Source organism: Actinomycetospora sp. NBC_00405, assembly GCF_036044095.1.
Classification (GTDB): domain Bacteria; phylum Actinomycetota; class Actinomycetes; order Mycobacteriales; family Pseudonocardiaceae; genus Actinomycetospora; species Actinomycetospora callitridis.
On record NZ_CP107938.1, the window covers coordinates 3059460 to 3081408 of the forward strand.

The 21949-nt window shown below is 74.6% G+C and carries 18 protein-coding genes; 10 read left to right on the top strand and 8 right to left on the bottom strand.

Annotated elements, in window-relative coordinates:
* Positions 1-2598: a sensor histidine kinase gene (locus tag OG774_RS15040; RefSeq protein ID WP_328301800.1), complete on the bottom strand. Its 2598-nt coding sequence runs from the start codon at positions 2596-2598 to the stop codon at positions 1-3.
* Between the two features lie 351 nt (positions 2599-2949).
* On the opposite strand from OG774_RS15040, the gene OG774_RS15045 reads away from it, so the two are divergent.
* From OG774_RS15045 to OG774_RS15060, 4 genes are read left to right on the top strand one after another with little or no spacing between them, the layout of a single operon-like run.
* The gene (locus OG774_RS15045; RefSeq protein ID WP_328301802.1) at positions 2950-3897 is read left to right on the top strand and encodes an ABC transporter substrate-binding protein; all 948 of its coding nucleotides are present in this window, start codon (positions 2950-2952) and stop codon (positions 3895-3897) included.
* 13 nt (positions 3898-3910) lie between these two features.
* The gene (locus OG774_RS15050; protein ID WP_328301804.1) at positions 3911-4684 is read left to right on the top strand and encodes an ABC transporter permease; all 774 of its coding nucleotides are present in this window, start codon (positions 3911-3913) and stop codon (positions 4682-4684) included.
* Positions 4681-5442 (top strand): ABC transporter permease, encoded by a 762-nt coding sequence (locus tag OG774_RS15055; RefSeq protein WP_328301806.1) that lies wholly within the window; start codon positions 4681-4683, stop codon positions 5440-5442. Before OG774_RS15050 ends, OG774_RS15055 begins: the two co-directional genes overlap by 4 nt.
* The gene (locus OG774_RS15060) at positions 5439-6203 is read left to right on the top strand and encodes an ABC transporter ATP-binding protein (RefSeq protein WP_442874001.1); all 765 of its coding nucleotides are present in this window, start codon (positions 5439-5441) and stop codon (positions 6201-6203) included. Before OG774_RS15055 ends, OG774_RS15060 begins: the two co-directional genes overlap by 4 nt.
* A gap of 43 nt (positions 6204-6246) precedes the next feature.
* On the opposite strand, the gene sfnG is transcribed toward OG774_RS15060, so the two are convergent.
* The 3 genes from sfnG to OG774_RS15075 form a co-directional block, all read right to left on the bottom strand.
* On the bottom strand, positions 6247-7377 hold the full coding sequence (gene sfnG / locus OG774_RS15065; RefSeq protein ID WP_328301810.1) for a dimethylsulfone monooxygenase SfnG: 1131 nt from the start codon (positions 7375-7377) through the stop codon (positions 6247-6249).
* A gap of 243 nt (positions 7378-7620) precedes the next feature.
* A complete protein-coding gene (locus OG774_RS15070; RefSeq protein WP_328301812.1) occupies positions 7621-8691 on the bottom strand; it encodes a nitrilase-related carbon-nitrogen hydrolase in 1071 nt (356 codons plus the stop codon).
* A 13-nt stretch (positions 8692-8704) separates the two neighbouring features.
* The gene (locus OG774_RS15075; protein WP_328310961.1) at positions 8705-10150 is read right to left on the bottom strand and encodes an NCS2 family permease; all 1446 of its coding nucleotides are present in this window, start codon (positions 10148-10150) and stop codon (positions 8705-8707) included.
* A 79-nt stretch (positions 10151-10229) separates the two neighbouring features.
* On the opposite strand from OG774_RS15075, the gene OG774_RS15080 reads away from it, so the two are divergent.
* The gene (locus OG774_RS15080) at positions 10230-10493 is read left to right on the top strand and encodes a DUF2530 domain-containing protein (protein WP_328301814.1); all 264 of its coding nucleotides are present in this window, start codon (positions 10230-10232) and stop codon (positions 10491-10493) included.
* Here OG774_RS15080 and OG774_RS15085 read toward each other — a convergent pair.
* The gene (locus OG774_RS15085; RefSeq protein ID WP_328301816.1) at positions 10471-11451 is read right to left on the bottom strand and encodes an AraC family transcriptional regulator; all 981 of its coding nucleotides are present in this window, start codon (positions 11449-11451) and stop codon (positions 10471-10473) included. The genes OG774_RS15080 and OG774_RS15085 overlap by 23 nt on opposite strands.
* A gap of 81 nt (positions 11452-11532) precedes the next feature.
* Here OG774_RS15085 and OG774_RS15090 point away from each other — a divergent pair, with 81 nt between their 5' ends.
* Positions 11533-12369, top strand: a complete 837-nt coding sequence (locus OG774_RS15090; RefSeq protein WP_328301818.1) for an NAD(P)H-binding protein — start codon at positions 11533-11535, stop codon at positions 12367-12369.
* Positions 12366-12788: a pyridoxamine 5'-phosphate oxidase family protein gene (locus OG774_RS15095; protein ID WP_328301820.1), complete on the top strand. Its 423-nt coding sequence runs from the start codon at positions 12366-12368 to the stop codon at positions 12786-12788. Before OG774_RS15090 ends, OG774_RS15095 begins: the two co-directional genes overlap by 4 nt.
* A 15-nt stretch (positions 12789-12803) precedes the next feature.
* Here the strand turns inward: OG774_RS15095 and OG774_RS15100 are convergent, their stop codons facing one another.
* From OG774_RS15100 to OG774_RS15110, 3 genes are all read right to left on the bottom strand, one after another.
* Positions 12804-13637: an NmrA family NAD(P)-binding protein gene (locus OG774_RS15100; protein WP_328301822.1), complete on the bottom strand. Its 834-nt coding sequence runs from the start codon at positions 13635-13637 to the stop codon at positions 12804-12806.
* A gap of 73 nt (positions 13638-13710) precedes the next feature.
* Positions 13711-16779, bottom strand: coding sequence for a sacsin N-terminal ATP-binding-like domain-containing protein (locus OG774_RS15105; RefSeq protein ID WP_328301824.1), 3069 nt, complete (start codon positions 16777-16779; stop codon positions 13711-13713).
* A gap of 4 nt (positions 16780-16783) precedes the next feature.
* Positions 16784-17656, bottom strand: coding sequence for a DUF3027 domain-containing protein (locus OG774_RS15110; protein WP_442873879.1), 873 nt, complete (start codon positions 17654-17656; stop codon positions 16784-16786).
* 241 nt (positions 17657-17897) lie between these two features.
* Between OG774_RS15110 and OG774_RS15115 the strand changes: the two genes are divergently transcribed.
* The 3 genes from OG774_RS15115 to OG774_RS15125 all read left to right on the top strand — a co-directional run bounded on the left by OG774_RS15115 (position 17898) and on the right by OG774_RS15125 (position 21879).
* Positions 17898-19475, top strand: a complete 1578-nt coding sequence (locus OG774_RS15115; protein WP_328301826.1) for an MFS transporter — start codon at positions 17898-17900, stop codon at positions 19473-19475.
* Entirely contained in the window at positions 19472-19981 is a 510-nt protein-coding gene (locus OG774_RS15120; protein ID WP_328301828.1) for a DUF2771 family protein, read from the top strand. The genes OG774_RS15115 and OG774_RS15120 overlap by 4 nt, the downstream gene beginning before the upstream one ends.
* A gap of 140 nt (positions 19982-20121) precedes the next feature.
* Complete coding sequence (locus OG774_RS15125) at positions 20122-21879, top strand: RICIN domain-containing protein (protein WP_328301830.1); 1758 nt, start codon at positions 20122-20124, stop codon at positions 21877-21879.
* Positions 21880-21949: the final 70 nt, after the last annotated feature.

The window sequence follows — 21949 nt, forward strand, 5'->3', positions numbered from 1 at the left end:
TCATCGACCTCCCGGGTCGTGGTGCCCCGGGCCTGCGGCGGCGCCGGCCCCGGCGTCGAAGGCCTCGATGGTGTCGTGCTCGGAGCTCGGGTCGATCTCGCGTCCGGTCTCGCCGTCGACCCGCTCGAACGAGTCGGTGTCGACCTCGCGGCGCCCCCGCCGCATGCCGTCCTGGAACGAGCCCATCCGCCCGCGCAGGGCCTCGGCGTCGACGGCGCGACGGGGCGTGGGCACGTCCTCCGGTGCGGACGTGGCGCCACCCGGGACGAGCTCCGCGCCCCGCCGGCGCCGGGGCAGTCCGGCCCCGGTCTGCTCACGCGGGGTCCCCGTCGTCCCCGCGGTCCGTGCGGCGACGGCCCGCCAGCCCTCGTCGGCGGTCGAGCGCCACGCCGGCGCCCCGTCGTCGGCGTCCTCCGTGGACGTCCGCGGAGCCGGCGCACCTGTCTCGGGTGAGGTCTCGGGGGACGTCTCGGAGAACCAGGCCGAGACCATCTCCTCGAAGATCGGGCTCTCGGCGGGTCCGTCGCCCTCACCGACGACGGGGAGACGGTCGGTCAGCGGGTCGCCGTCGGGCGCCTCGCGCGGCTCCTCGCGCCGCACGGGCCGCGGCTCGGGGATGACCGGGTCCGGCTCCGCCCGGACCGGGTGGACGAGGAGCGCGGCGGGCACCTGCACGCTCGCCACGATGCCCCCGTCGTCGCCGGGGAGCAGACGGGCGACGATGTCGTGCCGGCGGGCGAGCGCACCGACCACGAACAGGCCCATCTGGCGCGGCACAGAGCTGTCGAGGAGCACGGGGCGCTCCAGGCGGGTGTTCGCGTCGGCGAGCTCGTCGTCGTCCATGCCCAGCCCCTGGTCGGCGACCTCGACGACCAGGCCGCCGTCGGGGGCCCGCGAGGCGCTGACCACCACCGGGGAGCCGGGCGGCGAGTAGGTGGTCGCGTTGTCCAGGAGCTCGGCGAGCAGGTGGGTGAGGTCGTCGGCGGGGCCCCCGCGGAGGTGGACGGCCGGCGTCGGGCGCACGTCGACGCGCGTGTAGTCCTCGATCTCCCCGACCGCCCCGCGGACCAGGTCGGTCACCGGCACGGGCTCGCTGCCGCCCCGCGCCGGCGCCGAGCCGCCCAGGACCAGGAGGTTCTCGCCGTTGCGACGCATGCGGGTGGCGAGGTTGTCGAGCTGGAAGAGCTCGGCGAGGACGTCCGGGTCCTCCTCCCGGCCCTCGAGGGCGTCGATGAGCAGCAGCTGGCGCTCCACGAGGCCCTGGGAGCGCCGCGAGAGGTTGACGAACAGCGCGTTGAGGTTGGTGCGCAGCCGGGCCTGCTCGCCGGCCAGGCGCACGGCCTCGCGGTGGACGGTGTCGAACGCGCGGGCGACCTCGCCGACCTCCTCGTCGGTGTCGATCGGGACCGGCTCGACGTCGGACGGGGTGTGCCCCTCGTCGTCGCTCCCCTCCTCGAGACGCTGGATCGACGCGGGCAGCCGGCGGTCGGCCACGTCGAGCGCCGAGTAGCGCAGGCGCCGCAGCGGAGTGATCAACGAGCCGGCGATCAGGGCCGCCAGCAGGACGGCGAGCAGGACGCCGAGGACGACCGCGACGACCACGATCAGCGCGGCAGTGCCGGCGCGGGAGACCAGCGCGTCGGCCGTGCGCTCGAGCTCGGAGAACAGGCCGGTCTCGACGGTGCGCATCGCCTCCCGCGTGGCGACCGCGGCGCGGTCCCAGGCGACGGGGTCGACCCCCACCGGCTGGCCCTCGGCGTCGCGCAGCAGCGCGGTCTGCAGGATGCGGATGCGCTGGTCGACCTCCGGGCCCGCCACCGTGTCGTCGAAGACCTGGACCTGCGCCGGCGACGCCCCCGCCTCGAACTCGGCGGTCGCGGCGGCCTGCTCGGCGACCGCGCCGCGCAGGGCCTCGCTGTCGCCGGCCGGGAGCGTCCCGCCGGAGGCCGCGACCAGGAGCAGGGCGTGCTGGACCTCGGCCTGCTCCTTGGCACGGCCCAGGGCCGCCAGGCTCGTCGCCGGACGCACGACGGCGGTCTGGCCCGCCGTGCCGGCGACGTCGCGGGCGAGGGCGAGCAGGGGCTCGACGAGGCTCGTGTACGCGGTCACCACGCTCGGGGCGGGGAACCGCGTCGCGACCGCGGCCGAGCGCAGGGGCTGGAGCCCGTCGAGGCGTGCGACGGCGACGTCGTAGCGGTCCTGGACGCCGGGGTCGAGGTCGGACACCGACGGCGCGGCATCGCGCAGCCCCACCACGGCCCGGTCGACGCGGTCGGTGGCGAGGTCGAGGGGCGTGCGGTCGGAGCGCCGGCCGGCGGCGACGAAGGCCGTGGCCTCGCTGCGCTCGACCTGCAGGGCGTCGACGAGGCCCGCGACCATCCCGCTGAGCCGGGTGCCGGCGGCCACCTGCTGCAGGGCGCTGCGCTCGGCGAGCTGGTTGCCGACGGTGACCGTGGCCAGGACCAGCGCCAGCAGCAGCGGGACCAGGACGACGGCGACGACCTTGGTGCGGACCCGCCAGCGGCCGGGGGCCCACGGTGCCGGTCGGCTCCGGGAGTCCGCGGACGTCTCGCCCGCGGATGTCCTGTCCTCGCCCACGGACGACCCCCATCGTCGGGATGACACACATCGGCCGGAGCGACCGGCGGGCGGGGTTACGGCACGCCGGCTGTCAGCGCGGACTCCCCCGACCGCGTCGCTCGATGCACGTCCGCCTGCTGCGATGTGTGGGTGGGTGTCCCACATCGAACGGCGACCATTGCTGACACTCTGTGGAAGAACGGTAGCGTGTTCGTGAGTGACACGACACCCGATCGTGGCTTGCGCTCCCTCATTACGACGAAGAGTCGATTCGCGGCGCGGCCGCTATCGGCCGAAAGGAGGTCGATCGTGCGCAATCGAACCAATTGTCGGCCGAGTCGGAGACGATCATTCTTCGTCCGTCTACTGATGATCTCGCTGAGCCTGGCGCTCGCCGGGTGCTCCGCCCTCGGAGGGTCCGACTCCGGCGGCCAGGCATCTGCGGGAGGTGGCCCGGAGCGCGCCACACTGCGTGTCGGGATGCTCAACATCGTCGACACGGCGTCGTTCTACCTGGCGCAGCAGCGCGGCTTCTTCCAGGCGGAGGGCTTGACCGTCGAACCGGTCACCGCGCAAGGTGGGGCCGCGTCGACCCCGGGGCTGGTCGGAGGGAGCCTGGACGTCGCATTCGGCAACTACGTCTCGTTCTTCCTGGCCCAGAGCCAGGGCGTCGGGCAGTTCCGTCTGATCTCGGACGGATATCAGGCGGACGCGAACACATTCCTGATCCTCGCGCGCCCGGACGGCGTCCTGCGCACCCCGCGTGATCTCGCCGGGCGTCGCGTCGCGGTGAACACGTTCCGTAACATCGTCGAGCTCAATGCCCGGTCCGCCCTGCAGACGAACGGCGTCGACCCCAATTCCGTGCAGTTCGTCGAGGTCCCGTTCCCGGACATGGCGGCGGCGCTGGCCACGGGGCGCGTCGACGCCGCCGCCATGGTCGAACCGTTCATCACCTCGGCCTCGCGCAGCCTCGGTGCCGTCCCGATCCTCGACACCGCGTCCGGTCCCACCGCCGACATCCCGATCGCGGGCTACGGCACCACCGAGGCCTTCGCCCGGGAGAACCCGCGCACGGTCGCGGCGTTCCAGCGCGCCATGGCGCGGGGCCAGCAGGCGGCGTCGGACCGGCGCAACGTCGAACAGGTGCTCCCGACCTACATCCGGATCGACCAGTCGACCGCGGCGCTGATCACCATCGGGACCTACCCGCAGTCGCTCGACGCGACCCGTCTGCAGCGCGTCGCCGACCTGATGCAGCAGTTCGCCCTGACCCCGGGACGGTTCGACGTGCAGCCGATGCTCGGGCCGGGCTGAGGTGCGGCTGCCCGTGCCGATCGGCCGCCGCGGCACCGCCGTCGCCCGGGGGCTCGCGGGCCTGGTCGGGTTCCTCGTCGTCGGCGAGGTCCTCGGCCGGTCGGGGCTGGTGGCGCCGGAGTTCCTCCCGCCGTCGTCGGTGGTGCTGGCGCGGCTGGCGGAGATCCTCGGCGACCCGGCGTTCCTCGCCGACGTCGTCGCCACCGTCCTGGCCTGGGCGATCAGCCTCGGGATCGCGCTGCTGATCGCGCTGCCGGCAGGCCTGCTGCTCGGCAGCGTGCCCGGCGTCCGCGCGGCCACCGCGGCGCTCGTGGAGTTCCTGCGGCCGATCCCGTCGGTGGCGCTGATCCCCCTCGCAGTGGTGCTCGTCGGGCAGGGGCCGACCAGCAAGATCGCCCTGGCCGTCTACGCCGCGGTCTGGCCGATCCTGTTCAACACCGTCTACGCGGTCGCGGAGGTCGACCCGCTGGTGCGCGAGACCGCGGCCGCGTTCCGCGTCGGCCGGCGGCGGCTCCTCACCGAGATCGTGCTGCCCTCGATCGCGCCGTTCGTCCTCACCGGCCTGCGGCTGTCCGCCGCGATCGCGCTGATCCTCGTCGTCTCCACCGAGCTGCTCGTGGGCGGCGGCCGCGGGATCGGCGAGTTCATCTCGCAGTCGGGGACCGGAGGGGGACGGATGGACCTCGTCCTGGCCGCAGCCGTCGTCGCCGGGCTGATCGGGCTCGCGGCCAACGCGGCGTTCACCGCGGCCGGGCGGCGGTGGCTGCCGTGGAGCGAGGTCGCGTGACCGGCCGGATCCTGCTGCGCTGGTGCGTGTTCGCAGCCGCCGTGGTGGCGTGGGAGATCGCCGCGCGTGCCGCGCCCAGCGCGTTCTTCCCGCCGCCGTCGGCGATCGCGGTGTCCGGGTGGCGGACGTGGTTCTCCGGGCCGCCGTCGCGGCTCTTCCTCACCGAGGGCGCCGTCGCCGACGTGCTGCCGAGCCTCGCGCGCCTCCTCGGCGGGTGGGCGCTGGCCGCCGTCGTGGGGATCGTCCTGGGCCTGGCCCTGGGCCGCTCCCGGCGCGCGAGCGAGTACCTCGCCCCGCTCCTGGCCTTCGCCCGCGCGATCCCGCCCCCGGTGGTGATCCCGGTCTTCCTCATCCTCTTCGCCGCCGGCACCCCGATGCAGCTCGCGACGATCGTCTTCGGCGTCCTGTGGCCGGTGCTGCTCAACACCGCCGACGGCGCCGCGGCGGTCGACCCCGTGAAGATCGACACCGCCGAGGTCTACGGGGTCGGCGGTCTCCGGCGGGTGCGGGAGGTGATCCTCCCGGCGGCCGCACCCCGCATCTTCGCGGGGCTGCGGGTGAGCCTCGCTCTCGCGCTGATCCTCATGGTGATCTCCGAGCTCGTGGCCTCGACGAACGGCCTGGGCCACCAGCTCGTCCTCGCACAGCGGGGGTTCGACTTCACCGCGATGTGGGCCGCGATCGTCCTGCTGGGGGTGCTGGGCTACGGCCTGAACGCGGCCCTGCTCGGCGTCGAGCGGCGGGCGCTGGCGTGGTGAAGCCCATGCTGGAGGTCACCGACCTGGCCGTGTCCTACGGGGACGGCGGGCGGACGACGACGGTGCTCGACGGGCTCTCGCTCACCGTCGGGACGGACGAGGTGCTCTGCCTGCTCGGGCCGTCGGGGTGCGGAAAGTCGACCCTCCTGCGCTGCCTCGCGGGCCTGCGCAGGCCCGACCGCGGCGAGGTGAGGCTGCGCGGCGAGGTCGTCGACGGGGTGCCGGAGGGGCTCGCCGTCGTGTTCCAGGACTACGGGCGGTCCCTGATGCCGTGGGCGAGCGTGGCGCGCAACGTCGACTTCGGCCTCTCCCGCGCGCTCGACCGCGCCGAACGCCGTGCGCGCACCGACGAGGCCCTCGCCGCTGTGGGCCTCGCCGATGTCGCCCGGCAGCGCCCCGGACGGCTCTCGGGCGGCATGCAGCAGCGGGTGGCGATCGCCCGGGCGCTCGCCGCCCGCCCGACCCTGCTGCTGATGGACGAGCCGTTCGCCTCGGTCGACGCCCTGACCCGCGCCGACCTCGAGGACCTGCTCCTGCGTGTACGGCGCGACTACGGCGTGACCGTCCTGCTCGTCACCCACGACATCGACGAGAGCGTGTACCTGGGCGATCGCGTCGTCGTACTCTCCCCGCGCCCGGCCCGGCTGGTCGCGGACCTCGCCGTCGACCTGCCCCGCGAGCGCGACCAGATCGCCACCCGCGGCTCGGACGCCTTCGTCCGCCTCCGGACCCTCGCGGCCGAGCACCTCCGGGCCACGTGAGCGAACTTCGGGGTGATGGCCCCGAAGTTCGCTCACATGACGGTCAGGCCTGGGCGAGCGCCGGCGCCGGCTCGGCGTCGGGGAGCTCGGCCTCCATCTCGCGGATGATCGGCAGCACCTTCTGGCCGAACTGCTCGATCTCCTCCTTGACGTGCAGGAAGCACAGCAGGGAGAGGTCGACGCCGAGCTTCTTGTACTCGACGAGGCGCTCGGCGACCTGCTCGGCGGTACCGATCAGCTGGGTCTTGAAGCCGTCGTTGTACTGGACGAGGTCCTCGAACGACGAGTCCGCCCACATGCCCTTCTTGTCCGACGCCGACGCGCCGGCCTGCTGCACGGCCTGCCGGAAACCCTCGACCTGCTCGACGTTCGCCTTGTCGACGATCTCGCGCAGGGTGTCGCGGGCCTCCTTCTCGGTGTCCCGGACGATCATGAAACCGTTGAGCCCGAACTTCACGGTGCGGTCGTGCTCGGCCGCGGTCGCGTTGATGACGTCGAGCTGCTCGGTGACGCCGTCGAAGTCCTTGCCGTTGGAGAAGTAGAAGTCCGACACGCGGCCGGCCATCTTCTGCGCGGCCGTGGAGTTGCCGCCCTGGAAGATCTCCGGGTGCGGGCGCTCCGGGGTGTTCAGGGGCTTCGGCTTCAGCGAGTAGTCGTGGAAGCGGTAGAAGTCGCCCTTGAACTCGAAGTGGTCCTGCTCCCAGATGCCCTTGAGGCAGGAGATGAACTCCTCGGTGCGCCGGTAGCGCTCGTCGTGCTCGAGCCACGGCTCGCCGAAGGAGGTGAACTCGCCCTTGAACCAGCCCGAGACGACGTTCGTGGCGAAGCGGCCGCCCGTCAGGTGGTCGGCGGTGGCCCCGAAGTTGGCGAAGACACCGGGGTGCCACATGCCCGGGTGCACGGCGGCCATGACCTTGAGGCGCTCGGTGGCCATCATGATCGCCAGCGACAGCGACGTGGACTCGTGCTGGTACTCGGCGGAGTAGCTCGCCATGTACCGGACCTGCGAGAGCGCGTACTCGAAGCCGTTGTTCTCGGCCGCGATCGCGGTGTCGCGGTTGTAGTCCCAGCTCCAGTCGGTGCGCTGCTCGATGCCGCTGGTGACCAGCCCGCCCGAGACGTTGGGGACCCAGTAGGCGAACTTGAGCGGCTGAGTGGGGATACCGACGGACACGGCTGTGTGCCTCCTCGAAGAGGGGTGGGGGCGCGCGGCAGGACCCGCGCAGAGATCGGGGGAGGAAGAACGGAGCTCAGCGACAGAGTGTGGTCGCGAGCTTCCCGTGGTCGACGTGCCGACGGCGCGTCAGTGGTGTCCAACCCATCGCGTCCGACGCTTCCGGTACCGCGGGGACCTGTCAACCGGACCCGGGTGCCGGTCACACCCCGGTCATGCGATCAGACCGCGATCAGGCCTCGATCAGGACCGGTCGGGGCGGCGCCACACGTCGCGGGAGTGCAGGAGCTCGATCTGCTTCTCGGTCACCTCGCGGCGGTACTCCGCGTGGTCGTAGGGCGCGCGGTCGAGGTAGAGGTTCTTCGGGTAGATCGGGTCCCGGTAGATCGCCTGGTACTGCTCGGTCGTGAGGTCCTTGAGCCAGTTGCCGAACTGGGCGCGCGCCCGGAAGTCCCGCAGCGCCCCGATGTCGACGGTGCCCGCCACGTAGGTGGAGTGGCCCGCGTACCCGACCTCGCCGACCACGGAGCCCCGGTAGTCGCAGATCATGCTCGGCGAGCCGAAGGTGTCGATCGGGACGTCGGAGTCCGTGTACAGGTAGTACGTGCCGATCTGGTTGGCGACGACGTACATGTTGTTGTCCAGCGCCCGCGCCCTGTTCTGGATCTCGTAGAAGCCGTTGCCGGCGTGCGGGTGCGGGTACGGGCCGCGGTAGGCCACCTCGCAGCCGTTCATGGCCAGGCCGCGCGCGTTCTCCGGGTACGACGCCTCGTTGGCCATCATGATCCCGAGGCGCCCGATCTCGGTGTCGGCGACCGGGTAGAAGGCGTCCAGGCCGTCGCCGTAGAGCTCCACCCACCGGTCCCACACGTTGTGCGGGGTCACCGAGTGCTCGACGGGCTGCAGCGGCGTGACCTTGTGGTGGATGAGCACGATCTCCTGCTGCGGGGAGATCGCGAACCCGACGTTGAAGAACCGGCCGGGGAACTCGGGGTGCCGCGCCTTCGCGGTCGCCATCACGTAGGCGTCGTAGGTGGCTGCCATGCGACCGAGCGCGTCGGTCTCCGGGCCCGGGATGTCGATCGCGCACTCGCGCGCGAACCACTCGTGGTCGTGGTCGAGCACCTCGTCGTTGAAGCCCTGCAGCGCCCCTTCCGGGATGGTGATCAGGCGGACCGGCAGCGCCATCGCCGAGAGCCACGACGCCGCCTTCGCCAGGTGCTCGAGGTGCTCGAGGTTGTGCTTGATCTCGTCCCGGTACCGGATCCCGCGCATCGTCGGGATCAGGCCGACCACCTGGTAGGGCTCGATCACGCCACCGAGTACCTCACAGGCCGAACAGCACCCGCAATGGCGTGACGGCGAAGTAGAGGACGAACGCGACGGCGACGACCCACATCAGCGGGTGGATCTCGCGGACGCGACCGGTCGCGGTGCGCAGCAGCACCCAGCTGATGAACCCGGCGCCGATGCCGTTGGCGATCGAGTAGGTGAAGGGCATGACGACGATCGTCAGGAACACCGGGAGCGCCACCGAGAAGTCCGACCACTCGATGTCGCGGACGCCGCCGATCATGAGGGCGCCGACGATGACGAGCGCCGGCGCGGCCGCCTCGACGGGGACCACCGCGTAGAGCGGGGTGAAGAACATCGCGGCCAGGAAGAGCAGGCCGGTGACGACGTTGGCGAGCCCGGTGCGGGCCCCCTCGGCGATGCCCGACGCGGACTCGACGAACACGGTGTTGGAGCTCGACGACGCCGCGCCGCCGGCGACGGCGCCGGCACCCTCGACGACGAGCGCGCGGCCGATGTTCGGCAGCTGGCCGCGGTCGTCGAGCAGCCCGGCCTGGCGGCCGAGCCCGGTCATCGTGCCCATCGCGTCGAAGAAGTTGGCGAGCACGAGCGTGAAGACGAGCAGCGTGACCGCCAGCGCGGGCAGCCGGGCGAACGCGCCGAGCGAGACGTCGCCGACGAGCGAGAGGTCGGGCAGCGAGACGATCGACTCGGGCAGCCCGGGGTAGCCGAGGTTCCAGCCCTTCGGGTTCGTGCCGTTGGACGGGCCGACGGCGACGATCGCCTCGACCACGATCGCGAGCACGGTCGTCGCGAGCACCCCGATGAGGATCCCCGCGCGCACCCCGCGGGCGACCAGCACGCCGGTGAGCAGCAGCCCGAAGCAGAACACCGCGGTGGGCCAGGAGGCGATCGAGCCCTCGATGCCGAGCCCGACGGGCACGGTCGTGTTCGCGGCGTCCGGCAGGCGGCGCACGAACCCGGCGTCGACGAACCCGATGAAGGCGATGAACGCGCCGATCCCCGCGGCGATCGCGATCTTGAGCGGGTCGGGGATGGCGTTGAACACCGCCGTGCGGAACCCCGTGAGACCGAGGATCACGATGATCACGCCGTTGACGACGACGAGGCCCATCGCCTCGGGCCACGTGACCTGCGGGGCGATCGTCACCGCGACCAGCGTGTTGATGCCCAGGCCGGTGGCCATCGCGAACGGGAAGTTGGTGACGAGACCGAAGACGATCGTCATGACGCCCGCGACGAGCGCCGTCACCGCGGCGACCTGCGGCACCGAGAGGGTCATCCCGAGCACGTCCCGCTTCGCCGACGGGCTCGAGGGATCGAGGCTGCCGAGGATCAGCGGGTTGAGGACCACGATGTAGGCCATCGTCACGAACGTGACGAGCCCACCGCGGACCTCCTGGGAGACGGAGGTCCCGCGCTCGTTGAGGCGGAAGTAGCGCTGCAGCACGGCGGGCAGGCTAGCCGGATCACATCATCGTTATGTGCGTGATCTTCACGGCTATAGCTCCGAACATCACTCACGTAGGGTTCCGCGGGTGAACCGGTTCGACATGCACGCCGAGCCGCCGCCCCTGCCGAAGCGCCTGACCGACCCCGTGCCCGTGATCCTCGCGGGCTCGGCGGTCTGGGCCGCGGTCGCCGTCGTGCTCGGCATCCTGGCCGCGACGGGCGTGCGGCCCCTCGACGTGTGGTTCGCCGCGACGCTCGTCGGCGTGGGTCTCGGCGTGGTGGGGCTCGCCGTGCTCGCCCTGCAGCGACGTGCGCTGCGCCGCGGCGTCAAGGGCGCCCAGAAACTGTAGTGGCGGTAGCTGTAGCGGGGCCCGGAGCCCCTGCGCTGCGCCGGTACTCGCTCGGGCTGACGCCCCGGGTCCGCTTGAACGCCGCGCTGAACCCGAACGCGTCGGAGTAGCCGACGGCGTGGGCGACCTCGGTGAGCGTCGCGGACTCCTGCTCGACCAACCGGTCGGCGGCGAGCGTCATGCGCCAGCGGGTGAGGTAGGTCAGCGGCGGTTCGCCCACGAGGTCGACGAAGCGCTTCGCGAGCGTGGCCCGCGAGACGCCGGCGCGCCCGGCCAGCGAGGAGACCGTCCACGCCGCCGCGGGATCGGCGTGCAGCAGGCGCAGGGCGTCGCCGACGACCGGGTCGCGCTGGGCGGCGTACCAGGCCGGGGGCTCGCCACCGGGCCGGTCGAACCACGTGCGGATCGAGCACACCAGCAGCCAGTCGAGGAGCCGGTCGAGCACCACCTGCTGGCCGGGAGTGTCGGTGGCGACCTCGGCGGCGAGGTGCTCGAGCACGGGGTCACCCTCGCCCCCGGAGTCGACGCGCAGCACGGTCGGCAGGGCGTCGAGCAGCCGCCTGCTGATCTCGCCGCGCACCGGGTAGGCGCCCACGATGAGCGTGGTGGCGCCTGTCGCGTCCCCGGCCCCCGGGTCGTGCCACCCGCGCCGGTGCCGCGTGCCGCCCTCCTCGGGCGCCGTGCAGAACTCCCCGCACGCGACCGGCGTCGCCCGGGTGCCGACCTCGTCGACGAAGGTGAACGTCCCGGGCCCGCGCACGATGACGGTGTCGCCGGGACGCAGCGGCTCGGGTGGGTGGCCCTCCGGCACGACCCAGCCGCCGCCCCCGAGGACGGCGCACAGCGTCAGCGGGGCGCCGTCCACGAAGTGCAGGGACCAGGGCGGGGTCAGGGTCGAGCTGCCGAACAGCGAGCCCTGCGCCCGCACCCCGCGGATCATGTCGCCGAACGCGTCCACGCCGCCAGGTTAGACGAATGCACAGGCGATCGGGCGCCTCACCTATGGCGACGTCTACGGGCGCGGCGTTGACTCGTCGCCATGACCACGGACTCCACCCTCGTCCTCGGCGCCACCGGCAAGACCGGCCGGCGGGTCGCCGCCCGCCTGCGACTGCGCGGCGTCCCGGTGCGCGCCGCCTCGCGCTCCAGCGAGACCCGCTTCGACTGGTCCGACCCCGCCGGCTGGGACGCCACCCTGCGGGGCGTCACCGCGGTGTACGTGGTGCCGCCGTCGGTGCCCGGGCCCGTGCACGCGTTCGTCGCCCGGGCGGAGGCCGCAGGCGTCCAGCGCCTGGTCCTGCTCTCCGGGCACGGCGCCGACACGTGGGGCGACTCGGTCTTCGGGCAGGACATGCGCTCGGCCGAGGACGCCGTGCGCGGCTCGGCGCTGGAGTGGACCGTGCTGCGGCCGGCCAACTTCGCGCAGAACTTCGACGAGGAGCTCTGGCACGCCCCGCTGCTCGCCGGCGAGCTGGCCCTCCCGGCCGGGCCGGTCGGCGAGCCGTTCGTCGACCTCGAGGACGTCGCCGACGCCGCGGCCGCGGTGCTCACCGAGCCCGGGCGCCACGCCGGACGCACCTACGAGCTCACCGGGCCGCGCTCGATCACGGTCGGCGAGGCCGTCGACCTGATCTCCCGGGCCGCCGGACGCCCCCTGGTCTACAAGCAGATCTCGCCCGCGGAGTACACCGCGGCGCTGGTCGAGCAGGGTGTGGGCGAGGACGACGCGCACCACGTCGCCGAGATGTTCGTGCTCATGGAGCAGGGCCTCATCGCCGGGACGACCGACGCCCTCGCCGGGCTCCTGGGCCGCGCGCCCCGGACGTTCGAGGACTACGTCCTGCGCACCGCCGTGACCGGGGCGTGGGGACGATGACCGACGAGCACCTGACCCCCGACGACCTCACCTTCCTCGCCCGTCCCCTGCTCGGCTTCCTGACCACGGCCGCGGGGCCGGCGCCGCCACCGTCGCGACCGGTGTGGTTCGAGGCCACCCCGGACGGGACCGTCCAGCTCTTCACCGGGCCGGACACCCTGAAGGTCCGGCGCCTGCGGCGCGACCCCCGCGCCGCGCTCATCGTCGCCGCGCCGGCCGACGAGCGGGAGCGCTGGGTGTCCGTCGCCGGCCGCGCCACGATCGAGACCGACGGGGCGCACGACCTCGCCGCCCGCCTGGCCGCGCGCTACTGGGACCTCGACGACCCCGTCCGGGCCGCGGACCTCGACGGCCTCCTCGCCGAGGACCAGGTGCGCGTCGTCCTGCACCCCGAGGAGGTCCGTCGCGTCACGTTCTGACGCCTGACCTCCTGGTCAGACCGGTGCGTGGGCCCGGAAGGCGTCGACGTGGTCGCGCGCCCAGTCCGCGAACGTGCGGGGCGGGCGTCCCGTCACCTCCCGCACGGTGTCCACCGGGATCGAGCCGATCGGCGGCGGGTCGTTCTCCAGGGCGATCGTGAACTCGACCGCCTCGGGCGGCAGGCCCGCGGCGACGAGGTCGGCGCGGGCCTGCTCCTCGGAGAGCCGGGTGAGGGTCACGGGCCGCCCGAGGGCGTCCGACACGGCCGCGAGCTTCTGCTCGAGCGTCACCGCCTCGCCGCCCGTGAGCACGTACCGGCGCCCCGTCGGCGCCGCGCCGGTGAGCACCGCGAGCGCGACCGCAGCGATGTCCGCCTCGTGCACCGCGGCACTGGTGCGCCCGCCGTCGTAGACCCGGACCTCGCCCTCGGCGCGGATCGCGTCGGCGTGGTCGAGCGTGTTGGCCATGAACTCGACCGGACTGAGCAGCGCCCACGGGACGCCGGCCGCGTCGAGGGCCGGCTCGAGCGTGCTGGTGTCCCAGCCGCCGAGGACGCTCACCCGGCCGACGCCCGCTGCACGCAGCGCCGCCACGATCTCCGGGCCGTTCTCCAGCGCCGCGTAGCCGTCGCCGCCGAAGGTGATCAGGTGGGCGGCCTCGACGCCGTCGAGCACGCGCGCGAAGCCCGCGGCGTCCGTGATGTCGCCGCGCACGACCTCCGCGGAGGCCGGGAGCGCGGCGCGCTCCGGGTCGCGCGTGAGCGCGCGCACCGCGTGCCCCGCCGCGAGCAGCTGGGTCACCAGGGACCGGCCCACCGTGCCGCTCGCGCCCGTCACCAGGATCGTCATCTCGGGTCCTCCTCGTCGCTGTGCTGACGAGATCGATCCTCCCGAGAGGGGCGGACAGGCCCGGTCCGCTCCTCTAGGACGACAGAGCGGCGACCAGCCCGCGCACCGGGTCGTCGGCGTGCACGGCGCCGGCGTCGTCGACCCACGCGGTCGGGGTGTACTCGACGGGGGCGCCGCCGCGGTCGTCGTCGACGACGAGCACGCGCAGGCGGTCGTGGAGCACCAGCACGCCCTCGGGCAGCGGGCGGCCCAGCGCCGCCGCCCAGGCGACGGCCGCCGGCATCTGGTCCCACGGCACGGCGCGGCCGCCCTCACGCACCGTCACGCGCACCCGCTCGGAGGCCGGCGCGAGGTCGAGCAGGTCGGCGAGCACCGCCGGGTCGCCCGTGCCGGGCAGCACGAGCGCGGCGGGCGGGAGCACCGCGACGAGCTGGGCGCGGTCGAGGACCGCGGGCGGCACGGCGCGTCCCGGGGCGGCGTCGCGGACACCACCGTCGGCCGTGCGGACGCGGTCCGGCGGGTCGACGTCGGCGACGGCGACCCGGCCGGCGGCGACGGCCTCGGCCAGCGCGGCGTGCGCGGCGGCCGCGCGCGCCGGGGGCACGGTGCGGGCGGGGTCGGCGAGGCGGGCGAGCAGGTCGGCCGCGTCCTCGGCGCACCGCACCCGGGCCTCGACGCGCACCCCGACGGCCGCGAGGAGCGCCGGGTCCAGGCGGGCCGCGACGTCGTCGGGCACCGGGTCGTAGAGGCCCTCCACCGCGGTCGCCCCGGGCAGGCGCCAGGCCGTCGGCGGCTGCCCGGCCAGGCGTCCGTGTCGCCCGAGCCACCACGCCGTGTACGGCCAGGGCCGGGCATCGCCGGCGGCCTCGACGGGGCGGGCGCCGCCCAGGGCCTCGCGGACCTCGCGGTCGGCGGCGAGCACCGGCCACGCGGCGTCCCAGCGGTCGTCGGCGACGAGCTCGAGGTCCCGGACGGCGACCAGCGGTCCCGGGTCCGGGCCGTCGCCCCCGTGGTCGGCGGCGGGATCGACCTCCTCGGCCCACCACGTCTCCTCGTCGTCGAGGTCGTGGTCCGGGCCGGCGGGGGCGTCGTCGCGCAGGACGGCGAACCCGTCGAGCACGCCGACGGCGATCAGCGCGTGGCGCGGGTGCGCGTCCGCGGCCGCCGGGTCGAGCACCCCGAGCGGGCCGTCCGGGTCGACCAGCCCGCGCAGCAGGCCCTCGGGCAGGACGAGCTCGTCGGCGCGGCGGTACCCGCCCGCGGTGTCGCGCAGGGCCAGGGCACCGAGGTCCTGCTCGGCGTGGCCGTCCGCGACCAGGTCCAGCACCAGCGCGGCGAGGGCGTCGAGCCGGGCCCGCCCGTCGGCGTCGGGGCCCTCCTCCGCGTCGTCCACGGATCGGTCGACGGCCTCGCGCAGCGCCGGGTCGGCCAGCAGCGCGGGTCCCTCGAGGGGCCGCGCGCCGAGGGCCACGAGCAGCTCGCGGGCCGCGGGGTCGTCGTCGAGGCCGGGTGCGGCCACGCGCAGCCCCGGGATCGCGGCCGCGGCGAGGCGGGCGGCGAGCGCCTCGTCGCCGCCGGTCAGCAGGACACTGCGCGCGCCGGCGACCACCCGGCCGTCGGCCAGCGGCACCGGCAGGCCCGCGAGCTCCGCGCGCGTCCCGGGCGCGGTGAGCCCGGGCAGGGCGGCGAGGCCCGCGAGCACACCGCGCCACCACGGCACCGGCCGGTCCAGCCCGGTGAGCGCGTCGACCAGCGCCGCCGGACCCACGCGGGCGACGCCGACCGCGGCCAGGGCGGCGGCGTGCCGGGGCGCGGCGAGGCGGGCGTCCACGAGCCCCGGCAGGACGTCCGCGAGCCGCTCCGCGAGCGCGGCGAGGACCTCGGGCGGGCCCGCGGGGTCGAGGTCGAGGACCTGCGCGCCGGCGGGCGGGAGGTCCTCGGCGCCCGAGGCGGGCGGCAACCACGGCGCGGTCCGCAGCGCGCCGAGCACCGCGTCGCGCAGGGTCGCGTCGACCGCCGACGCGGGCAGCGCGGCCGCGGGGACGAGGGCGGGGCGCTCCTCGGCGGGGCGGGTCCGCACGAGGTCGGGGTAGCGCGCGGCGGCGGCGGCGAGGACGTGCTCGGTGACCGGGCCGTCGCGCACGTGGCGGCGGTCGGGGTCGAGCGGCACGGTGGCCAGCAACCGGGCCGGCAGCGTGGTCCGCTCGTCGGTGGGGGTCGGCGCGTGCAGGACGTCCGGGCGCTCGGGCCCGGCGAGCACCCCGTCCCCGGGCAGCGCCCAGGTGGCCCGCCAGACCGTGCGGGCGCGGTCCTCGACGGCGAGGCCGGCGAGCAGCGCGGACGGCACCTCGCCCTCGGCACGCACGACGTACCACCGCCGAGCGCCGACACGGACCGTGTCGCCCTCCTCGTCCTCGATGTCACCCGTGCGCCGCACGATCCCGTCGGGCAGGTCGACCGCCGCCAGCGCGGGCAGGGCGAGCAGGAGGTCGGGCGCCTGCGCCGCCGCGACGGCCACGAGGTCGTCGGCGTCGAGACCGTCGCGCAGCGGCAGCCGGACCTCCGTGTCGGCGCCCGGCGGGAGCTCCGCCTCGCCGGGTCCGGTGGGCCACACCAGCCGCAGGGCCGGCGCCGCGCCGTCCCGTCGCGCCAGCTCGTCGGCGAGGCCCGGTGCTCCGGTGTCGGCGACGGCGCGCGCGGTGCGGGCGCGGTCGAAGACGACGCCGCCGTCGCGGGTCACGACCCGGGGGGCGTCGCTGATCGCCGTCACCGCCGCGAAGCCGACCCCGAAGCGCCCGACACCCCCGGACCCGCGCTTGGCCGACGCGCGCAGGGAGGCCAGGCCCGCGACGCCGTCGGCGTCCAGCGGGGCGCCCGCGTTCGCGACGTGCAGGACACCGTCGACCGCCCGCACCCGCAGGGTCGTGGTGATCCCGGCGCGCTCGGCGGCGTCGGCGGCGTTCTGCGCGAGCTCGACGAACCACCGGTCGCGGTAGCCCCCGCGCAGGAGGTCCTCCTCCGCGTTGGCGTCCTCGCGGAAGCGCGCCGGGGAGGCGGTCCAGGCGTCGAGCACCGCGCGCCGCAGCGAGGCGGTGTCGAACGGGTCGGCGTAGCCCAGGGCGGCCGTGTCCCCGGTCGGCATCGGTCTAGCGACGCGATCCGGCGGGCTCGGAGTCCATCTCGACGCCGTCGTCGTAGACGAGGTCCGCGACCGCGATGATCGATCCGCTGTCGACCTGCAGCTCGGAGTGCCCGCCGCAGCCGTACTCGGCGTGCACCACGTGGCCGTCGGCCGGGACGTTGCCGTTGCCGCACACCCCGAACGCGGCGCGCAGCGAGCCGGCGACGGGCAGGTAGAACCCGCAGGTCCCGCAGTGCGCCGACGCCGCGCGGGCCATGTCGGCCCCGGGCCCGAAGTCACCGTCGGACCAGCGCACCGCCGCGTCCAGACGTCCCTCGCGGCTCATCACGCGGGGGCGGCCCATCCCGAGCTCGTCGCCGACCTCGCGGACGCCGGGCCCGGGCACGACCTCGTCGGCGGGGAGGTCCTCGTCGTCGGCGTCGAGCACCGCGTGGGCGGGGACGAGACGCTCGTCGTCCTCCTCGACCGGCAGCAGGTCGCCGGGGCCGAGGTCCTCGGCGCGCACCCGCTCGTGCCACGGCACCCAGCTCGGCGCGACCACGGACTCCGGCCCGGGCAGCAGGACGACCTCGCTGACGTTCACGTCGCTCTCGGGGCCGGCGACGGTGACGGCCCAGTACCAGCCGCGGTACCCGGGCTTGTCGGCCGCGAAGTAGTGGGTCGCGGCGTCGGGGACGTCCTCGCCGCGCACCGCGACGACCTCGCCGACCTGATCGGCGTCGCCGTCGGCGGTCTCGATGGCCGCCACGCGCGCGAGATCGCCCGCGGCGGCCAGGTGGGCGGCCACGGGTGTCTCCGACGGATCGGCTGTGTCGTGGGCGTCGTGGGCGTCGTGGGTGTCGGTGGCGGACGTCGGGTCGGCGAGCTCGGGGACCACGTCGTCGATTGTGCCCGTCACCCGGCGGTGCGCGAGAGGCGGGCGACGTTGTCGGGGGTTCCGCAGCCCGGGGGGCAGGGATGGCTGGACCGGTCGGTCGGGGTGTCGCCGCCGAGGGTGAGGGGTCGCGGTGCCCGACGGGACGCAGGAGCCGGGACCGGTCCCCCCTACCGCCACGCCCGGTCGCCCCGCGGTCACCGAGGGTGTCCCGGCCGGCGCTCCGGTCGGTCATCATGGGCCCGTGACCGGACCGTTCCGGCGCCCGCCCGGCGACGACCCGCGCCACCGGCCGCCGCCCACCCCGCCGCCGGGGTCCGGGCACCATCCGTACGGTCCCCCGCCGCCGCGCCGGCCCGGGCGGCTGCCCCCCACGGCCCGCCAGACCCGCCCGTTCCCCGAGGAGCCCGGCACCGGCACGGACACGCCCGCCGGGCCGCCGGACGACGGGGGCCCCGACGACGACCCCGGTCCCCGCAAGATCACGGTCACGCGGGTCGCGGCCTGGCGGGCCCGGCGCCTGACCCAGCGGGGCGCGCAGGCGTTCCACCGCGCCGCGTCCGCCGACGGCGCCGACCGCTCCGGGCTCACCGCCCTGACCTACGCCTGGATGGCGAACTACGCCTCCGACGCGGCCCTCGCCGTCGCTCTGGCCAACACCCTGTTCTTCTCGGCCGCCAGCGCCGAGAGCAAGGGCAAGGTCGCGCTCTACCTGCTCATCACCGTCGCCCCGTTCGCGCTCGTGGCCCCGGTCATCGGTCCGGCGCTCGACCGCCTCCAGCACGGCCGGCGCGCGGCGATGGCGGCCTCGACCGCCGGGCAGGGCGTGCTCGCCGTCGTGCTCGCGCTGTGGATGGACACCTGGGTGCTCTATCCGGCCGCCCTGGGGATCATGGTGCTGTCGAAGTCGTTCGGCGTGCTCAAGGCGGCCGTGACCCCACGCGTGCTCCCACCCGGCATCACGCTCGTGACCACCAACTCCCGGCTCACCGTCTTCGGGCTCGTCGCGTCCGGGGTCGCCGGGGCGGTCGCGGCCGGGATCGCCTGGCTCTTCGGCTCGCCCGGCGCCGCGTGGCTCACCGCGGTGATCTGCCTGGCCGCGGTGTGGCTCTGCCTGCGGATCCCGGCGTGGGTGGAGGTCACCGAGGGCGAGGTCCCGACGACGCTCCTGCCGATCCCCGGGCGGGAGCCCGAACCCCGGCGCGCACGGATGGGGCGCGACGTCGTCACCGCCCTCTGGGCGAACGGCACCATCCGCAGCCTCACCGGCTTCCTCATGCTGTTCTCGGCATTCGTGGTCAAGAACGAGACCCAGGGCGCGCCGGGCGATCAGCTGATCCTGCTCGGCGTGGTCGGCGCCGCCGCCGGGGCGGGCGGGTTCCTCGGCAACTTCGTCGGGGCCCGACAACGCTTCGAGCGCCCGCAGATCCTGATCATCGTGAGCCTCGTGCTCGCCCTCGCGGCCGTCGTCGTCGCCGCGTGGGTCACCGGGCTCACCACCGCCGCGGTCGCCGCGCTCGTCGCCGCGACGACGAGTGCGCTGCTCAAGGTGTGCCTGGACGCCGTCGTCCAGCGCGACGTCCCCGAGGCGAGCCGGGCGTCGGCGTTCGGCCGCTCCGAGACGATCCTGCAGCTCTCGTGGGTGTTCGGCGGCGCGCTCGGTGTCCTGCTGCCGCCGACGTGGTGGATCGGGTTCACCGTGATCGCGGTCGTGGTGGCCCTCGGTACCGTGCAGACCGTGCTGATCAGCCGGGGTTCGTCGATGCTGCCGCGGAGACGGAGCGCAGGCGTGGTCGACCCCGAGGACGGGGTGGGGCGGTGAGGGCGCTCTCCCGTCGCACCCAGGTGCTGATCGGGCTGGCGGTGCTGGTCGTCGTCGCGGTGGTGGTCGTCCTCGTCGTGCGCGCCACCGCCGGGCCGTCCTCCCCCGGCGACGTCGTCTTCGGCGCGGGCGGGGCGCGCGTGGAGGTCGGCGCCAGCCAGTTCTGCGACATCCAGGTCACCGACTGCGGCTCCGACCCCGAGGCGGCCGGCGTCCTGCGGGTCCCGCCGAACACCCCGCTGACCGTCACCGTCCCCGAGGAGGTCGCGAGCACGCCGTGGCAGCTCGCGTTCACCTTCCGCGACGCCACCGGGGCGGTCCAGCAGGGCCGCAGCCCGGTCTTCGCGCCCGGCACCACCCCGGCCTTCACGCTCGTCCTGCCGGCCGCGGCGGACCAGCTCGAGAGCGCCGAGGTCCAGCAGTACGGGGCGCGCATCAGCCAGGGACCGAACGGCCTCGAGTTCGCGACGCGGGCCACGTGGGTGCTCAGCGTCGACGATCGCTGACCCAGGGCTAACCACACCCGGTCCAGCGACACCTCATCGAGTGATGCCCGCGCGCCTCACTCGTATAGTTCTGTCTCACCAGTAACACTGGAGTGAGCGTCTGCGACAGCACAGGCGACTCTCCGGGGGGAAGCTGCCTGATGGCCACTCGACGCACGCCCACGGTCCACGGACGAGCGCCCCGCGTGCTGGCCACGCTGGGCGTCCTCGTCGCCGCCGTCCTGGCGCTCTCGACGGTCACCACGGCCCCGAGCGCCGACGCGGCGACCGTCCTCGGCCAGTTCCGCAACGCCGCCGGACGGTGCCTGGAGAACCTCAACAACGCGACGACGACGAACAACAAGATCCAGATCAACGTCTGCGGGACCGCGACCAACCAGGCGCAGCAGTTCAGCCGCTGGACCGTCGACGAGTCGATCAGGACGCCGGCCGGGCGGTGCCTCGGCACCCTCAACAACGCGACCGCGGCCGGCACCTCGGTGGTGCTGCAGGCGTGCAACCCGGCCCTGCAGACCCAGCACTGGGTGGTCCGTACCGACGGGCTCGTGATCAACCGGCAGGCCGTCCGCTGCCTCGCCCCGCTGAACAACTCGGCGACGAGCGGCACGCGCATGGTGATCGCGGCCTGCACCACGTCGACGGCGATGCGCTGGAGCGTCCCCGCGGCCTCGACGCCGACCGTCCCGCCGACGACCACCACCACGCGCCCGACCACGACCACCACGACGACGACCACGACCGTCCCGCCGACGACGACCACCACCACGCCGCCCGCGGCCGGGCGCGACCCGATCCGCCAGCCGTTCGCGTCGAACTCGATCTGGAACATGCCGATCGGCAGCGGCGCGGTCTACCGGCCGGCGAACCTGCCGGCGCTCCCCGGGGGCAGCACCGGCGCCCGCGTGCCGCAGGTCGACGACGAGCCGCTGGTGCTGACGCCCACGGCGCCGCTGACCCCGATCCTGGCGAGCCCCGGCGGGTGGGGCGGCAACCGGTGCGTCACCAACCCGACGACGCTCGCCACCGTGCCCATCCCGGCGAACTACGTCCTGCCGAGCGACAACAAGAACCAGAGCGCCGCGTTCCTCGCCGCCGACGGGCGCACGGTCGTGCAGACCCAGCCGCTGGCCCGGTGCGCCGCGGGTGGGCCGGCGACGAGCTACGTGCGGTACCCCGACCAGGACATCTACGGCCCCGGCATCCAGGGCTCCCACGGTGGCTCGGGCATGAGCGGGCTCGGCGGCTCGATCCGCGTCGGCGAACTGCGCCCCGGCACCACCGAGGGCCCCCGGCACACCCTGAAGATCAACCTGTACGCCCGCGCCGAGCTCGCCCAGTGCGCGACGCGCGCCGAGTGCTTCCGCTGGCCCGCGGTGAAGTCCGACAGCTACGCGGTCGGCTGGTACGGCGCCAACGGCGGCAACACGAACACCGCGATGCGCATGGGGGCGCTGCTCGCCATCCCGCCGTCGGTGAACATCGCGAACATGGGCCTGACCACGGTGCCCGGGCGCCAGATCGCCTGGACGCTGCAGAACTACGGCGCCTACGTCGTCGACGACACCTACGGCCCGTCCTTCGCGCTCAACGCGGAGAACGGCCCGGGCGGGAACACCCGCACGCAGTTCCGCAGCGACTACGGGATGGACTTCGAGGTCTACGCCAGCTCCGCGAACGCCTGGAGCCGCGACATCCAGCGCATCCGCCAGGCGCTCCAGGTCGTCGACAACAACGGCCCGTCCTCCGTGGGCGGGGGCGGCACGCCGCGCCAGCCGCTGCTGCCCGAGCTCGTCGAGCCGCTGATCTCGATCCCGCCGACGATCCCGACCCCGCCGGCGACGACGGAGACCAGTGCCCCCGGGCCCGTCACCTCCACCCCGGCCGTTCCGGCCAACTGAGGCCACCGAACGGAGCAGAGGCGCTGACCGATTGCGACCTGTCGCTGGTCAGCGCCTCTGCGCCACCCCC